At 42.7% G+C, this 16594-nt stretch carries 10 protein-coding genes and 1 pseudogene; 2 read left to right on the forward strand and 9 right to left on the reverse strand.

The annotated features are described in order from the left end of the window. Position 1 precedes the first annotated feature (1 nt). From pglZ to FTT92_RS15850, 7 genes are read right to left on the reverse strand one after another with little or no spacing between them, the layout of a single operon-like run. The gene (gene pglZ / locus FTT92_RS15820) at positions 2-2626 is read right to left on the reverse strand and encodes a BREX-1 system phosphatase PglZ type A (RefSeq protein ID WP_180172592.1); all 2625 of its coding nucleotides are present in this window, start codon (positions 2624-2626) and stop codon (positions 2-4) included. Then, entirely contained in the window at positions 2623-3993 is a 1371-nt protein-coding gene (locus FTT92_RS15825; RefSeq protein WP_163146590.1) for a hypothetical protein, read from the reverse strand. The genes pglZ and FTT92_RS15825 overlap by 4 nt, the downstream gene beginning before the upstream one ends. Further along, complete coding sequence (pglX, locus tag FTT92_RS15830) at positions 3990-7526, reverse strand: BREX-1 system adenine-specific DNA-methyltransferase PglX (RefSeq protein ID WP_163146589.1); 3537 nt, start codon at positions 7524-7526, stop codon at positions 3990-3992. The genes FTT92_RS15825 and pglX overlap by 4 nt, the downstream gene beginning before the upstream one ends. A 46-nt stretch (positions 7527-7572) precedes the next feature. Beyond that, positions 7573-11253, reverse strand: a complete 3681-nt coding sequence (brxC, locus tag FTT92_RS15835; RefSeq protein ID WP_180172593.1) for a BREX system P-loop protein BrxC — start codon at positions 11251-11253, stop codon at positions 7573-7575. 40 nt (positions 11254-11293) lie between these two features. Continuing rightward, a complete protein-coding gene (locus FTT92_RS15840; RefSeq protein WP_086355031.1) occupies positions 11294-11869 on the reverse strand; it encodes a DUF1788 domain-containing protein in 576 nt (191 codons plus the stop codon). Between the two features lie 16 nt (positions 11870-11885). Continuing rightward, the gene (locus tag FTT92_RS15845) at positions 11886-12497 is read right to left on the reverse strand and encodes a DUF1819 family protein (RefSeq protein WP_121523422.1); all 612 of its coding nucleotides are present in this window, start codon (positions 12495-12497) and stop codon (positions 11886-11888) included. A gap of 10 nt (positions 12498-12507) precedes the next feature. Beyond that, a complete protein-coding gene (locus FTT92_RS15850; RefSeq protein ID WP_257223270.1) occupies positions 12508-13284 on the reverse strand; it encodes a YafY family protein in 777 nt (258 codons plus the stop codon). Between FTT92_RS15850 and FTT92_RS16775 the strand changes: the two genes are divergently transcribed. Next, positions 13198-13392, forward strand: coding sequence for a hypothetical protein (locus tag FTT92_RS16775; protein ID WP_227554859.1), 195 nt, complete (start codon positions 13198-13200; stop codon positions 13390-13392). The genes FTT92_RS15850 and FTT92_RS16775 overlap by 87 nt on opposite strands. 190 nt (positions 13393-13582) lie before the next feature. Next, entirely contained in the window at positions 13583-13912 is a 330-nt protein-coding gene (locus tag FTT92_RS15855; RefSeq protein WP_005403805.1) for a DUF4236 domain-containing protein, read from the forward strand. A gap of 273 nt (positions 13913-14185) precedes the next feature. Here FTT92_RS15855 and FTT92_RS15860 read toward each other — a convergent pair whose 3' ends face one another. Further along, positions 14186-15418 (reverse strand): ATP-binding protein, encoded by a 1233-nt coding sequence (locus tag FTT92_RS15860; RefSeq protein ID WP_160255372.1) that lies wholly within the window; start codon positions 15416-15418, stop codon positions 14186-14188. A gap of 550 nt (positions 15419-15968) precedes the next feature. After that, positions 15969-16280: pseudogene (locus tag FTT92_RS15865) on the reverse strand (HNH endonuclease signature motif containing protein); the annotation flags it as partial. Between the last annotated feature and the right edge of the window lie 314 nt (positions 16281-16594).

Below are 16594 nucleotides of genomic sequence, written 5' to 3' on the forward strand. Positions count from 1 at the left end.
ATTAGAAGAAGTCATCGGTAAATGCCAAATCAATGGTGACCTTATAGCGTTGCATCTCGATATTCAGGTCTTTGTCTTTCAGTACCAGGAAGTAATCTTTCTTACGGTCAAAATCAGTGCCAGACAATGACAGTCTGACCTGTTTGACCCGATCGGCAACAGAGTCGGTAGTGCTATCAAAAGTCAAAGTTTCTTCACTGGAAACTTTAAGATCCCCATCATAAATGGCAATGGATAAAGTCACTGGCATGACCAGCTCACTGACAGCTTCGGTTTGCATCAAATCAAACTTCTGGATGTTATTGACCATCTTCAGCGTGGATTTGGTAGAAATGACCTCAACTTTACGCTTGGTCCGCTGTCCAGCCTTTTCACCACGTAGCTGTTTTACCATCAGTACCGGTACCACAATTTCCTGAGGCATGATGCCGCCATGCACGAAACGTGAGCCTCCTACGAAATGGAAACGGTTCGCCCCTTTTGGAATCCAGAAATCAGTCGCAGATAATGTGCCTGCCGTAGCTTGGGTTGAGCCTTTCCAGGCTTCCTTGCTCTCTGGTAAACCATGCCCAATCACATAGCGTTTTTTGCTCTTCAATGTATTGGCAGGTTTTTCAGTCAAGCTTGAACGATCCGCAGATTCCAGTTTACTTTGCTGGAACAGGAAGCCATGGTCGGCTGTAATCAACAGGGTAGAAATATTGAAGTGCATTAAGATTTTGCGGCTGAGTTCGGTCAGCTCTTCAATAGCATGTTCTACCGCCATAAAGGTTTCTGATTCTGTCGAGGCACTGTCACCGCGTGCATCAATCACGTTGTGATAAACGTAAATCAGCTCATGATCTTTCAGCGCTTCACGGCCTTCATCACGCGACCAGCCTTTTACCATTTCAGCGGTTACTGCCAATCCATTATAGGCAGCCAGAATTTTGGATCGTGCTGCAGTCCCTTTGCTGGACTGCCCATCTACTAAAACATCATCACCTGCGGCCTCTTTGTACTCCAAAGTCTGATGCGGCAACAACGAGGCCATGCCAAGTGTGGTGTAACTTGGGACAACGCCCAGCTGTGAAGACAAGGTCGCTTCAGAATAACGCTTTTCATTGATTCGATCACGCAGCTCTACTGCAGCTTCATAGCGGAAAGCATCACTGATAATTACCACAATACGGCGTTTCGTTGCAGAATTGAGTAAGGGTCTGACGTGGGTATCGTAGAAGTTCTGCTGATTTGGGATATCTGCCACTTTCCAGACATTCAAGCGTTGCTCAGCTTCAACCCGCTCTCCCCAGTTTCGTGCCAAGTGGTCAATAAACCAGTAGGAATAGCAATTTTCGACTTCTTCATCAAGTTTTTTCAGGATATCGACATGAGCGCGTTGAGAAGCAGCACTGTAGTGGCGATAGGCCATATCAAAGCGATACAACTCCTGCTCGTAGGCTTTATACAAGGCTTCACTAGAGTCGAAATAGAACCCAGAATCAAACTGCAATCGCAGACTGAACAGCTCAATCGCTGCCTGCAACGCTGTATAGACGGTACGGTATTTACGGCGGGTTGCATCGTCCTTATGTTTGGACGCCCAATAGCCATCCAGACGGGTAGAAATAACCGTTCTGAAATGTTCCAGTTCAGCTTTGGCTGCTGCGGGGATATGACTGGCCAAATCAACAATGATCTTTTGTTCAATCACTTCAAAGGTCATGACATCGAGCAACTGCTCCAGATCAAAAGCCCCGACCTTTTCTTGGATCCGCAGTGCATTGGCCACGCTCTGGGAGAGTGTATCGAAGGTTGGGTAGTATTTGGAACTGTCTCTCCAGCGCGACAAGAAGGCTCTAGCCGTCGCACGTGAACTGACAGATGACATCACCAGTTCCTGAGCCCATAGCGGTATATCGCCCAGGCTTTCACAAAAACCTGTGCTCATCAAACGGATAAAGAACGTACCGAGCTTGAATGGTACTTCCCCATTCAATTCTTCAACCGATGCTGGATAACCAATTTCCGCCTGTAATGCGGTGACTAAAGCTGGCACTAGTTGGAATTTTTCCAGTTCAGCAAAGGAGTCTGGATTCACTTCCAAATCCAGATTCTGCTGTACCATTTCATCTGCCAACGCCAGGACAATATGCATCAGCTCGGCACTATCAGCCTTGACCACAGTTGCAATCATGGCCATATCTAGATCCTGTGCATCTGCATCAGGCTGGATATAGCGTTTCAATGTACTCAGACGGGCTTTGGCTTTAAGGAATTCTTCACGTTTGGCCAGATGTTCTCTTAGACTCTGCTGCTGTAAACCCAGCTCATTAAAAATAATCGAGAAACGATCGGCATAGAAGCTGCGTGAATACAGCTTGATGTCCAGTAACCAGTCTTTTTCGGTTTCAGGCTCAGGGCTTGGGAAATACAGCAAGTATTTGCCCTGCTGATCCTCAAGTTCCAGTTTAAGCTTGATCGCAAGGCTGGATTCTTCTACCATATTTAGAATCTGGACATCATTTAGCTCTAGGGCTTTGATTTCTTCAGTAAATGACTGTTCAGCATCGTACCAAAAAACAATCCGATGGTTCTCATGAAAGAAAGTCTGTTCTAATCCTTGTTTAATTTGATCTAAGTTCATGACTTACTATCACCCACAATATCTTTAATTTCTTTAACTTGGCCAATCATTTCTTTTAAGTTTTGAATCGAAGATACTCCATCTTTTTGCTGATCAACTTTTTGTTTGCTGGGCGGCATATAGATGGTTTGCACAGAATCCATAATTAATTTGTCTTGATTAGCAGTCTCTTTTAATTGTTCTGCATAAGAATTAACTGTAAGTGCAACTGCGGACTTAAATGCATACTCTTCCTGAAAGTTACGCTCTTTGGTGTATTGAGAAATCGTAAAGAAAAACAATCCCAATACGGGCAAGGTTTTTATTGAATTTATTAAAAGTAACTGCCAGCTAATCGACGCAGGATCAGTTCCCCAGAATAGATAAACGATCCAAAAAGCGGATACCAGTGCTATAGTAGGAATACTCCATTTCCAAAATTTAATTGAACCTGTTAATTCGGTTTTCCTTTGTTTAAACGTTTCAAACAGCGATGCACCAACTTCTCTACCTATTAAATCGTCTAGATATTGGTTCCGTTGTTCAAAGTATGCGTGTTTGCTCTCTACAAAGGTAAGCTTAGATTTAAAATCCTGTTTGAGAGTTTCAAAATCATTTTTTTGTTCTAAAATATTTTGCTCTAGGTTCTCAAAAGTCGTTTTTAACGTTTGTAATTGAGCACGTGTCTCGATCAACAGTCGATCTGAATCCGCTCTTTTCTCTTCAGATGCCTGTAATAAAGAATTTATTTTTTCAATTAAAACCGCAGCCTGACTCTGTAGATTAGTAATTTCTAATGAGTGATTTCGACTCGCAGTTACTAACGCCTCTATCTCACTTAATTCACTTCTTTTTACGGAAGTAAAAGAATCCAAATCATCTTTACTAGTTTCTAGTTCTTTTAATAAGACCTCTAATCGTTGTGATGTGGCGTCTAGATAAGTAGAAACTAATTCGATACGTTCTTTATCTTGTTGAACATTAACCTCCGAACTTCGAAAATATTTCCGTTTACTTTTCTCCCAAAACCCATTTATTGCTTGGTAATGAATTAAACGATTAAGATGTAAAACCGCAGCAGGAAAATTTCGATTATTAATATTTTGTAAATAACCAGCTAGATCTTGATTTAAATCTGCACCACCATATTCATTTTGAAATTGATAACTATATGGTAAAGCTTTAGCAAACACGGTATCGATCTCTTCTTTAAATTGGGTGAAAACCTTATTAGAGACACTGAGAAATTCTTGTGCTGTATATTCACCAATCTGAACATTGCTTAGGTCTGATATATGGGAATGCTGTTGAGCAAGGATATTTGAAAGCCCGAGTGCGTAATAAGCTTCAATATGTATCTTTACCTGATCAATTTGAGCTTTATTCATTCTGTTTTATCCCCCGCCACTGCTTTCACTTCAGCCAACAAGTCCCCAAACTTGCCGTAGTTCACTTTCACCCCATCATCTAGATCCAGTGATATACGCTGATCGGCATAATGGCGCAGTTTTTCTTCAAAGCTACTCAGTTCAGCCTGTTGCTTATGCAGATCCTGCAGTTTTTTCTCGATACGTTTGATTTCAGCCGCAGAGTCACTAGTTTCTTTCGCTGTTTCCAGAGAATTAGCATAGGCAGCCATTTTGGAAATCAGCGGCATGACGTATTCAGTACGCATACGCGCCAAGGTACTTTCGTTATAGCGGTGCAAGTACACCAATGCCTGGAAAGCACCTTGTTTACCACTGCTAAATAACCAGTAGATCGGACGCTTTTTATAGGTCTGCATATGGTCTTTATAGAATTTGCTGGCTAAGTAACGGCGAATGGTGTCTTCAGCTGTTTCGTTGGCTTTTTTGTCCAAGCTTTCTGCCAGCCACTGCATATTGGCATCCAGCGTTTCTTTGCCCCAAACAGCAGTTAAGAACTCTTGGATACGATGGGTGGCATCGTCTTCAAACCAGTGCATTTCGGTCAGTGGAATAATGCCATCCGCATCGGCTGGGAATTTTTGATAACGGCTGGCATCAAAGTCTTGATTGCCTGCATGCGCATAGATCAGACCTGGTTCATCCAAGCTATAACGTCCCATCATGCAACCAAGTGCATAAGACACTAAACGCTGGCTGTCTTTTTCACGTTCAGCACGAGTAAGGGTGATTTGTTCATCAGGTACATCTGGAGTCAGTTCATCCTCTAAACCATAAGCATCAATAAACAGCTTATTATTTTCTTCTTCCAAACGTTTCATTTCAGCCACGGCGTCAGCATTTTGCTGCTGCCATGTGTTAAAGGCCTGTTCTAGATTTGGTTGCTGGGTACGAATAATTGGATTTTCAGTAAAGTCCCAGGAAATTTCGTAGGAGTCCCAATCTATTTTAGCTTGAGCTATAAGTGATTTAACCTGTTGAGATATTTCATCTTTGGAATCTAGTAGAGCATGGCTAAAAGGCAAACTTGCAATATGTCCAGCCTCATAATTAACAGTTGGAGAAATAGCTTCAATAACATTTTTACAGATAGGTGAATTAACAAAACCTAAACATGTATATAAGGCTTCATTATTTTCAAAAAAAATACAGCATCCTGCTACATCAAATATAAATCCATTAGGGAAATATCTGAACGATATATCACCTGAAGATATTTTAGACCAACTAACAGACGGCTTAAAATACTCAGTCATACTTTTAATTGTTCGAGTAGGTGAACCATACAAACTAGCTGCATAACCAATAACTTCCTCACCACTATTTTTCCATTTAATTACATAATCTTGATTTCCATACCATTTTTTATATCCACCACCTTTGTTATATGGAACCCATGTTGGATTTAAATCTTTTGCATCTTGAGAAGAGGAACAATTTGAAATCAAATCTAATCGATTAACTTCATACCACATTCTTAAAAATCGATTATTATCACTAGTAGCCATACCTTGACGGGTATCACCTTCTTTTTTAAGTATTGGAAATTTTTTAAATGTACCTCTTATTTTGTCTTTAACCCAGTAGGCTACAGGACTACCTGGAATTTTCTTAAAATCATCTGGTTTTGCTGTTTTTAGTCGTTCATTTTGTACAGGGAATTGTTTGGGGATGCCAAATTCATTTACATCATCATTTTCACAATAAGAAAAACTACCTGCATAATTACTAATATGGTTATTTAGCATGACAGTAGCAGCCGTACCAAAGGCAATTCCCATCACCCCATTACCCATATGCACCATACAAGACAAGGTTCTATTCTGTAGCAGTTTTTCACGCATTGCTTCATAAGATGACAAGAACATCCAGCTTTGCATGGTTACCATGCTATTAAAGCCACTGTCCTTACACCAGTTAAAACCACGCTCAATAAACATGGCAAATAGGTCTGACTTGCTGTTAGGGAATGTCTTTTTCGCAAAATCTTTAAGTGCTGTGTTCATGCCCTTACTGCCCATGTACGGCGGGTTAGCAATCACGGCATCGTATTTTTTAGCCAGTAAATTCGCTTGTTGTACTAGAGGTAACAGCTCCTGTGCTGACTGCTGCGAAAAAATATCTCCTGACGCTAATGCTGTATTCAGCTTGCTTTCTAAATCAGGCAGCTTTTTAGCGAATGCCTCAGGGATTTGAATCAAAGAACCAAAAGTCGAAGCATGTTCAAATAAGTCCAGCAGTTCTTTTAAGTCTGCTTGCGCAATGTTGGCGCTGGATAAATCTTGGCTAAATGCATCTAAACGTTCCGGCTGGCTATCCTGTAACGCAATGATATTCAGTTTTGGTGGATTGCTAAATAAACGGCGGTCATCCTCACGTGCTTTCATCAATAGCGCAAAACTGGCGAGCTGTGCTGCACGGGTATCAATATCAATGCCGTACAGGTTCTTTTCTAAAATCAAACGTGGAATATCCCGGCTGCGGTAACCACGTTCTAAATAGATCGCTTTTAAGCAATCGTAGGCTTCCACCAGAATATGCCCCGAACCACAAGCCGGATCGAGTACTGTAATGCTTTCAGGGTTTAAAGTATCGCCATCTTCACTGATCCGCGCATCAATCAGCTGTTTTAACTGGGCATTGACTTCATCGGTCTGTTCCGCTGGCTGAATATAGTATTCCCACTCACTGGCAAGCGTACTATCAGGCTGTGCCATCATCCATAGACGACCGACACTGTTCTGTACCAAATATTTTACAATCCAGTTCGGGGTGAAGAGTTGTGTCGCTGCAGGAATGTCTTCACTCTTGACGACTTTACCAATCACCTGATCTTTCTTTTCAGAAATATAGAACTGATACAGCCAGCCAATAATCTGCACATCCGTCCAGTCTTCTTCCGGAATGCTGCTCACTAAATCACGGATCAAGGAGTCGGTTTTAGTCAGGTTATCCGGTAACAGTAGTTCAGACTCATCAGAAACCTGTTCAAACAAGAGTGGCATGACCTGATTCAATGCATGGCATTGGGCCAGTAATATCTCACGATAGAGTTCTTCGTCTTTATTACCATCCAGCTTAAGCTCAGCCACACGGCCGGCATCTAAACTCGGCAGGTCAATATCCAGACATTCTTCCAGAATCTGTGGCAAACCTGCACTGCCATCGGCACTACTCAGTACACGGCGACCATGATCCAGTAAGCCTTTGCATTCCATATAACGAATCGCACAGAGACGGTTAAACCAGCTATAAGCGATATAATCAATCGTCTGCCCAAAGCTAGTTGCTTGAATGCGTTTGATCAGCTTCTCACGTGGTTTCATGACGGATAGCGGAAAAACCTGATCGCCAATCAGCAGCAAGTCGCCTTTCTGTTCTGCCGGTAAAATGCTGTCTGCGGTGATGCCATATTTGGCAGCCTGCTTGCGCATCGCTGCGATAAAATCATTTCGTGCTTGCGGTGCGTATTTTTTAATATTACTGGTATTCATGTTAAAACCTTTAATTAATGACTGATGCCGATATCCCTAACCCGAGTTAGCGGATACGCACACGCTTTTTATCACTCACGATTTTTTTCAGTTCAGCTTTGAGTGCATCTACAAACTGATCCACTGACTCTTCCGTTTCCAGATAGACACTGCTGGAGGTTTTGCTGTAAATGCTGGCGACATCGACTTCGACAACAGGTTTCGGTGGCACTACGGCGATTGCGGGCTTTATCGGACTCGCAGCAGGTGTTGATGTAACTGGGCTGGTGGTGGTTGCTGAGCTCGCCACACTCTCGGCTTTGCTCTGAGCCAGTTGTGCCGCTTTGGCCTGACGTTGAATTTCAGCCTGAACTTCTCGTTCCAGCTCATACAAGGCTTCATCAAAACGCTCCACGGCGGTTTGGGTTTGCAGCATATAGATGGTGGACAGGCTAGTTTCCACTTCAATATCTGTTTTCAGCAGTTGTAGTGGGCGTAATAGCTTGTTACTCAGCTCAGCGGTGGCGATGCCACTGTTTTTAATCTCGGCTTCCAGCTGCTTGATTTTGTCATCAATGTGTTCTATCGCCTGATTGCGCTTCTCACTCAACAGTCGCTCATTGACGCTTTCCACAGTGCGAACCAAATCAGCCACTTTATTTAACAGGCCATAGGGCGATTCAAGGGTGAAAATACGATGTAATTCGGAGAGGGCTTTTTTTGCCACATCATCACTGCCCAGCGCCTGTTTGTTTTTCTCAAAATGACGTAAGGCCTGTTGCAGTTGTTGCCAGCTTGGCATCTGGTTGCTAAAGAATTCATGAATGTCACGATAATCTTCTTCCAGATCAAGATAGTCGTCCTTGTTCTCGACCACGGCCTTAAAGAAATCAAAGCTGTCACTATTGGCCAGCAAACGCTCCAAAGTCAGAATCGACTTTTCAATCACTTTCTTGCCCGGGAACTGCCCGACATCAGTTTTACTCTTATAAGACTTAAAGTTGGCTAACCAGTTTTTAAAATGTTGGGTATAGAATTCAAATAGCTCTTTCTCTGTCGCTGGTCCCATAGCCGAGAATAGGTCTTGGGTGAGTTGGCGTGCCTGTTTCAACACCTGATCATCAGTCTGGCGTTTTTTAATGATCGACACATCACGGCGACGGCGGCTGTTTTGTAAAGGCTCAAAGGCATCTTTTAACTGTAAGCTGCCGCCATTTAACTGCAGAGAAATCCGCCCCATCGCAGCCAGCTGACCCACCAATAGTAAAATCTCGGCATCCGGCCAGCCATAAGGACGTTTGGCAAAACGATCTATCACATCTGAGACTAGAATACGCTCTGTACCGGTGGCCCGTAGTGCAATGTACTGCTCCACTTCCTGTAGGGCTTTGGGATTGCTCTGACCGCCATCCAGAGACAATCCGAGTTGCGCCATATCATCCACAGTCAAGACGGCGTTCAGTTCACGCCAGGCATCCTGCTGATAGACCTGCAGATAGCTCAGTTTGGTATAAGTGTTTTCCAGCAAATAACGACAAGCCTCATCCAGCTTGGTGGTTGGACTTGAAGATGAAAGTTGTAGATGTTGACCCAAGGCATAACTTTCCGCGTCCAGCAACATTTCTTCGACCCGGACACGCAGGCGTTTTTTACGCTCCTGGTTCTCACGGCCACGGTCTGCCAGGATACGGGTGATATCGGACTGAGTGCCATCATCATTTAACCGAATAAATTTATTGGTTTTCAGCCAGGTGCGCAGTTCATTAAAGAACTGTTTATCGTCTGCCAGTTTAAACAGGACTTGTCCTTCGGCCTGAGTACTTTTACCAATACAGTAAGCTTCAGTATAGAGGTTGTATTCCGTATCCAGCGGAGAAATGATTTCAACTTTCAAATCGCTCTCATACTTGCCATCCAGGCTATGACCATCCAGAAAACGACCAATCTGATAGTCCATCTTGTTGGCTTGATGGCGGTATTTGTTCTGATCGCGCAGTAAATCTTTAAAGATCAGGTTGGCTAACTCTTTATTTTCTTCTGAAGCCGCTAAGTCTGTGGCTTTAATTTTTCGGGTAATATCCCGCTCTTCATTGGTTAGGAACAGGAACTCATCACCATTCCTAGTAATCAGGCTCTCTTTTTCCAGACGCTGCAGGCTCTCTTCAATCCGCTTGCGCAATGCCAGCTTATCTTCATCAATTTTCTCAATCGACAAAGTCACCAGGTTATCCAGCGTACCTTTGATGATATCGACATAGCGGATCATGAACAGGGTACGCAGCATCTGCACATCAAAACCATCCAGGGTCTTATTCTGCCCTGCCTGGTCGATGGTACGCTTCACTGCTGTATCCAGAAATCCTTCCACTGAAGTATAGAAGCGGTGGAAAGGAACCAGGGCACCGACTTCATCTGTAGCAATCGCATTCGCGGCCATCTGGAACGCATCCAACATGGACCGTTCACCATAGGCCAGGTGTGCACCGGTCGCACCGACCTTACGGATTTCTTCAAATACTTTTTGTACCAGCTGAAAATGGTACGGCGCAAAAGGATAGTTATGGATAAAGCTGTCTGGCCCCTCATAGTTCTTTAGGGTTGGGCCTGAACGGTCAAAGGTAATCTGATTTTTTAAGATATCGCCCTTTTGCTCAAACACTGATCTGAGCAATGCTTCTGCTTCTGGGGTTTTACGTAATAAACGTTTCTGGATGACTTCATCGGTATTGGAACTGGACAGTGATAACCGGGTTTTAAAACGACCAGCAATCTTGGAGAAGTCATTGGCTTTGGAAGAAGACATCTCACCTAAAACAGCATCGATGTCTGCCTGTGAGGTGACGATAATCCAAGCGCGGCCTTTACAGATCGTACCCAGGTTTTCAGTAATGGTTTGCAATGTCAGCATCAAGCGGGTATCGCTGCCAATAAACTGCCCCACTTCATCGACCAAGAACAACATGCGTTGCTGGGGTCCTTTGCTGTCCAGGTATTCTTTCACCCACTGACAGAAGTTTTCAACCGAAACACTAAAGGTCTGCTCAGAATCCTCAAACCACTTGTGTGCAGCTTCTGCTGATAGATTCAGTGCCTGAGAAATCGCAGTTTCGACATCATCCTGATAGAACTGATATCCGTCACGTTCTTCTAGCCAAGACATGCCGCTGGATTCCTCAAACGCCTGTTTAAAGCGTTCATACACCCCTTTCTGGCTCAGGTGACGTTCCATATGGGCAATATGTGGATGGTCAGCACTAAAACCCTGATACTCGTTAAACACACGTAAAAACACATTCAGGATCGGATTGCCATCGTCATTGGAACTGGCTTTACTGTCAATGTTAAACAGGATGACATCGGCATGATGGCTAACGGCCTTGCCAATATCGGCACGGATAAATGCATCGCGGATTTTAGTTTCATCAAAGAATTCTGCGGCGCTACGCTCGTTACCTTGCGCATCACGTACCACTTTATTGGCCAGAATATACGACAAGGTTTTCAGGAAATGTGATTTACCTGAACCAAAGAAGCCAGAAATCCATACGCCGACACGGTTGGCAATCGAAGGATCGCTCAGGTCTGTGCCATAAGACTGGAAAAAGTCCCGAAAATGCTTTTCCAGTTCATTGGTGACCACATACTCATCGAGTTCCTGATAAACCGTAGTATTGTCATTCTGGTCTGCTTTTACGACCCCGTTAATCGCACGATCTAATGGCTTATAAAAAAGTTCTTTAATGTTCATCTCAATCCATTCCCCCGAATTCTTATTTCTATTTGCCGTGTTAAGGCACTAATCTGAATGCTCTGTAGTAATTATTGCTTGGAATTTTTCCAAATAAACTCATCGCTTGACCGTCGTAATAACCTGGGTAAAACAGCACCACTGGCTTATGCCCCAGTAACGAATGCAAACTGTTCAATAAGTGATGGGCACGTAACAGTGGCCAAACCGACCCTACCCCAGTCATCAACACAATATCTTGTGCATTGGTGGCATATTTACTCACCAGATAGGGCGCGAACTTATCCATATGCAGTGGGCCTTTCAGCGCTTTGAGCAGCGCCTCATCGCCTTTGGCTTTTTGCATTTGAATGGCTTTATCGATGAAGTTACGCTCAGACAGATAATCCACCACGGCTTGCAGCAGGTTGATATTCACCACCTTCAGCTGACTGTGTTTTTTCTCCAGCATCCCGTCTAGAAAATGCAGATATTCGCGCACCTTCAACTCATCTTCAGGTGCATAATCAAAAATCCAGAAGCCAATTTCATTGCCCAATCCTTGTCCAGTGAGAAACTCGGTTGAAAGTATTCGCTCTGGAATCTGGTTCAGACGCTCATGTATTGTTTGACTCATTGCTGCCCCTCTACAACTAACGCGTCCATACCGACACTTCCATAGATCTTTTAATGCGTTGTTTATAATGTTCTTCCAACAGGCTACGCAGCTCTGCTCTGACGATCACGCGCTGCAACTCCAGCTTACGGGTACTTTTTAAATAACCGGCTTCTGCCAGCATGCGAAACACCACCTGCCCCATTTTTTTCTTGCTGGACTCTTTCCAATCACAGATATCCGGATCACGTTGTGAGCGTTCATCCAAAAAATCTGACCAGATATAACTGTCCAAGTATTGCGCCTGGGAGATATAGGCATCCCTCATCACCGTTTCCATAAACTCAAGCAGCAACAGGTTGCGTTCCAGTGCCCCACAAAAAGCCACCTGAGTCGCCAGCTCATCATCCCCATCCCGCAAAGCTTTCCAGAAATCAGGCTCTAAGCGCTCAAGACGCTTACGAATGGCAGTGGCGTTACGTTGGGCTGAAGCAGGCGTTCTTTTTTGCAGAATATTGTCAATCTGAATGGCCTGATGCCATTGTTCTGGAGTCGCTTCTCGTAATAACAGATCCGCGATCAGCCGGCTTTCACGCACCATCAGGGAACCGCCAATCAGGTCACTGTCATAATGAAATTGTTCTAACATAGCCAATCTCCTATGACGCCTGATCAAACAGGTAAGACGACAGCTTTTCGATATCTGAGCGTTGTAGTACCAAGGGATATTTCAAGGCATCATCCGCCTCAGCCAGCGTGATCGCGGCCTGATATCGCTGCAAAGTATAGTGAGCCAGGGCTTTTTTCACCGGAATCTGTAATCTGCCATCAGGCATGCCGAAGTCTTTTTCGACCAGCGCTTGTTGTGATGAGTTCAATTTTGGATTAGGGATCAGCGTCAGTACAATTTCTTCATGCCATTGCTGATCCTGAGCAGGGCCTACTGACTCAATCGCCATCACAACAGGTGTGCGATCAATTCTGGAGAGTAAAAAGTCCTTAAACTGCTTGCTCTGATGGCAATAGGCACGGACATGCCAGCGAAAACCGGTATACACCAGGGTGTGTGGGGAAATGATGCGTTCATGCCACTGCGGATTCTGCATCGAGGCATAAATCATTTTTAAAGTACTTTGGTTGCGGCAGGCACGCAAAACTTCCCGAATCACTTCAGGACGTACACTGCGATCAGGTAATTGAACTGCTGTAAGATTCGGTTCTGGCATCGCAATAAGGGCATGCGATTCACTGACCAAGCCCGAGAGCATATTGAGATATTCATTGATATGCGCTGTAGTCAGTACAGGCTGGAAGCTGGCCTTAGGCACATAACCCTTGACGGAGGGGTCATGAATCAAGGCATCGGGGTTATACAGCGTATTGTAACGCTTGATATCCGCAGAAGCCTGCTGTCGACTGAGCCCAAACCAGCTCATCAAACGATTGGTAACCAAACGACCTTCCCAGTAAGCAAGCAACTCGATGGCTCGCATTCGAAGAAGCACTTCATGCTTATCTGTCGTCATATACCAATCAGTCAATAAATAGCAGCTTTAAGATTACCCTACAGCAAATATACAGTAAATATTTTTGACGGTATTTAAAGGTAGTATTGCAATCATCAGATAAAAAATATACTAGTATCCTGATGATAGCCGTCAAAGTACGATCTCTAGCAGATCATGGATCCTGGTATAGCGCGTGAATTGAGCTAAGTTTTAGAATGAGAGAAATATGGGTTTTAGATTTCGTAAAAGTATTAAATTATTCCCGGGTTTTAAAATTAATCTGACCCATAAAGGCATCAGCAGTGCCAGCATTGGCAAACCTGGTGCTTCTCTAAATATTGGGAAAAAAGGTACGCGAACCAGTGTCGGCATTCCAGGTACGGGACTATCTTACTCTAAACACCAACCTTACTCTAAAAAGACCCGTGTTCCACAACCGACATCGCTAGAACACACGGAATATAATCCTCAGAATTTAGAACAACCGAAGGCAAAGATATGGCCTTGGATTATTTTTGGAATATTGTGTTTTATGGTGGGTGCCGTCATTTTTTAGCAAGAACCGCATTGTATTTTAATCAAAAAAAAAATGCCCAGATGGATGAATGGGCAAACTAAGGAATTAATATCCTTCAGAAACTCCAGCGCAATTCTCGCTACTTTCAGTAAGCGACTCTGGCTCAATCATGATAGTCTGACTCAATCGAGTCGAGGTAAATCGATCCATCACAATTGGAGCAGAAATTATGCTTGATCACACTCTTGGTTAATGCTGAAAAGTCTTTGAGTTTTAATTAATAAATAATAGTATCCATGTCTACCCTCAACTTTACTTATTTTCAGATAGCAACCAATCGAGAGCACTCATTTTTACAATACCATTATAATTCGCTTCAGTCCCTATCGTGTCTAATGTAAGCAAATACTTGGGATACGAATCAGAAATTTTCTGTAATGGACGTAACTCTCGGCTGAGTGTCTCCTCATTGAGCGTTTCTAATGCCACCTGATAATAAGTTAAATTCTGTAAAGTATCGACAGCAACAAAATCAATTTCATATTCATCAACCCGCCCTACATAGACCGTATAACCTCGTCTGACAAGCTCAAGATAAATCACATTTTCTAAGATATGACCTTGATCAGCATTAGCATCAGGCAACATAATCCGGCGCAATCCGACATCAACTAAATAGTATTTTTCAGAGGATTGTAATAACTCACGCCCGCGTACTTTAAATTGTGCGGCACTATAAAATAACAAACTGTCCTGTAAGCCCTGAATATAGCGTTTTACTGTTTCAAATGAAATTTTAACCCCACTTGAAACAAAGGTATTTTTAATTTTATTGATGGAAATAGCTGAGCCTGTCACGCTTGCCAAATATCTTGTGACACGCTCGAGAGAGTTAATATCGGCAGTATTCAAACGTGGAATAACATCTTTAAACATTACACTGGCATAGACCGCTTGCAAGTAATCATAAGTTTCCTGCTGGCTAGTCATGGCAAGCGTATAAGGGAAACTACTGCGCGTATACATGGCATACAAATCACGATTTGATAATTGTTGGATGATCGGATTATTTTCAATATGCCACTGTTTAAATTCTTGGAATGAAAGGGGTAAAACATGTTGCTCTATATAGCGTCCTGTAAGTAAAGTCGCAAGTTCTCCACTTAGAAAGAATGCATTTGAGCCTGTAATATATAAATCGATATAATCCCGAACATATAAAGAGTCGACTACTTTCTCAAAATTTGTAACATGTTGAATTTCATCTAAAAAAACATAGTTTTTTTTACTTTTATCAACTTTGGATAATACATAATCATGTAGTTTACGGTAATCGGTGAGTTCTTCAAATTCCATAAATTCGAAGTTGATGGCAATGATGTTTTCGGCTTGTACGCCCTGTGCTTTTAGGTCTTGTTGAAACATCGCCAATAAGGTGGATTTTCCAGAGCGACGTACACCCGAAAGCACTTTAATGACATCACGGTCTTGCCATGTATTCAGAAATTTTAAGTAGCCATCACGTCGAATATTAGCGCTTCTCATTATTTACACTTAGAATCTAAAGTTTTAATAAATTCTATCAAATTTTAGAATGTATATGTAAATATATTTAGTTTTAAGAAAAGTTTAAAGGTTAAGTGAAACATTCAAAGCTGCTGTAGAAGCATGTAAACATGCAGATCTGATCAAAATCCAAATTCTGTCTTTTTGATTATTTTCCATGTCATGTTATGTCATTTATGCTACGAGTTAACTGCTATATAAATTAAGTGAAAAGTAAATGGAACTAAGTTGTTAACTAGAGTGGAACTCATTTTTGTTGTGCTGATGGTCTCAGCCTTAATCCTAATTGCTTATGAAATGCTAAAAGGTTTATTTTAGAGCATCTATACAATTTTTGATCAAAAAAAGCCCACAGAGGGAATCTATGGGCGAAACTAAGGACCTTGACGGTCATTCAGAAACTACAGCTAGTTTCTGGTTGTGATTCTGGACTGAATTAAAAATAACCATATTGGCTGAATGTATCAAAAGTTAAATCATGTGATTAATCATTGATACTTCTGCAAAAATGAGCTCATCGCTCTGTTGATTAATACAGTAATTCACCAAACAAATCCGCTCTAATCTCTTCCAGGCTCAGATCTGATTTCATCCTATTACAGATGGGATGAACCAGCAGACCATTCTCTAGAACACCTTGCCCACCTACGGCTTTGGCAATCCGATGATCCGATTCAGTAGAATCAAGATAGATCAATCCATCACAAATGAGGCAAAAGTTATGATTACCCACCAGAAAATTGTGCTTAAGCAGACTCTTGGTTAATGCCGAAAAGGCCTTGGGCTTTGACCGAGAAATTGGACTAATCGACTCCACATATCCCACTCTATTGTAAACAAGACATTTTTATCTTTTATATTCAATGGCTTATTTTCCTGCTAATTGGTAATACCATGAAAAATACCATGCTCAGAAAAGGCTTAACAATATTTTGAAAAATTGCCTACTGAGCGCTGCCGCACAGCTCCATAGGCCGCTTTCCTGGCTTTGCTTCCAGATGTATGCTATTCTGCTCCTGCAGCTAATGGATCACCGCAAACAGGTTACTCGCCTGGGGATTCCCTTTCGACCCGAGCATCCGTATGAGACTCATGCTCGATTATTATTATTATAGAAGCCCCCATGAATAAATCGCTCATCATTTTCGGCATCGT

The sequence above is a fragment of the Acinetobacter sp. YH12023 genome (genome assembly GCF_013420135.1).
Classification (GTDB): domain Bacteria; phylum Pseudomonadota; class Gammaproteobacteria; order Pseudomonadales; family Moraxellaceae; genus Acinetobacter; species Acinetobacter amyesii.

Coding starts and splice junctions, on each gene's coding strand:
- pglZ (WP_180172592.1), bottom strand. CDS start 2,626: ATGAACTTAGATCAAATTAAACAAGGATTAGAACAGACTTTCTTTCAT.
- FTT92_RS15825 (WP_163146590.1), bottom strand. CDS start 3,993: ATGAATAAAGCTCAAATTGATCAGGTAAAGATACATATTGAAGCTTAT.
- pglX (WP_163146589.1), bottom strand. CDS start 7,526: ATGAATACCAGTAATATTAAAAAATACGCACCGCAAGCACGAAATGAT.
- brxC (WP_180172593.1), bottom strand. CDS start 11,253: ATGAACATTAAAGAACTTTTTTATAAGCCATTAGATCGTGCGATTAAC.
- FTT92_RS15840 (WP_086355031.1), bottom strand. CDS start 11,869: ATGAGTCAAACAATACATGAGCGTCTGAACCAGATTCCAGAGCGAATA.
- FTT92_RS15845 (WP_121523422.1), bottom strand. CDS start 12,497: ATGTTAGAACAATTTCATTATGACAGTGACCTGATTGGCGGTTCCCTG.
- FTT92_RS16775 (WP_227554859.1), top strand. CDS start 13,198: ATGAATCAAGGCATCGGGGTTATACAGCGTATTGTAACGCTTGATATC.
- FTT92_RS15850 (WP_257223270.1), bottom strand. CDS start 13,284: ATGAGCTGGTTTGGGCTCAGTCGACAGCAGGCTTCTGCGGATATCAAG.
- FTT92_RS15855 (WP_005403805.1), top strand. CDS start 13,583: ATGGGTTTTAGATTTCGTAAAAGTATTAAATTATTCCCGGGTTTTAAA.
- FTT92_RS15860 (WP_160255372.1), bottom strand. CDS start 15,418: ATGAGAAGCGCTAATATTCGACGTGATGGCTACTTAAAATTTCTGAAT.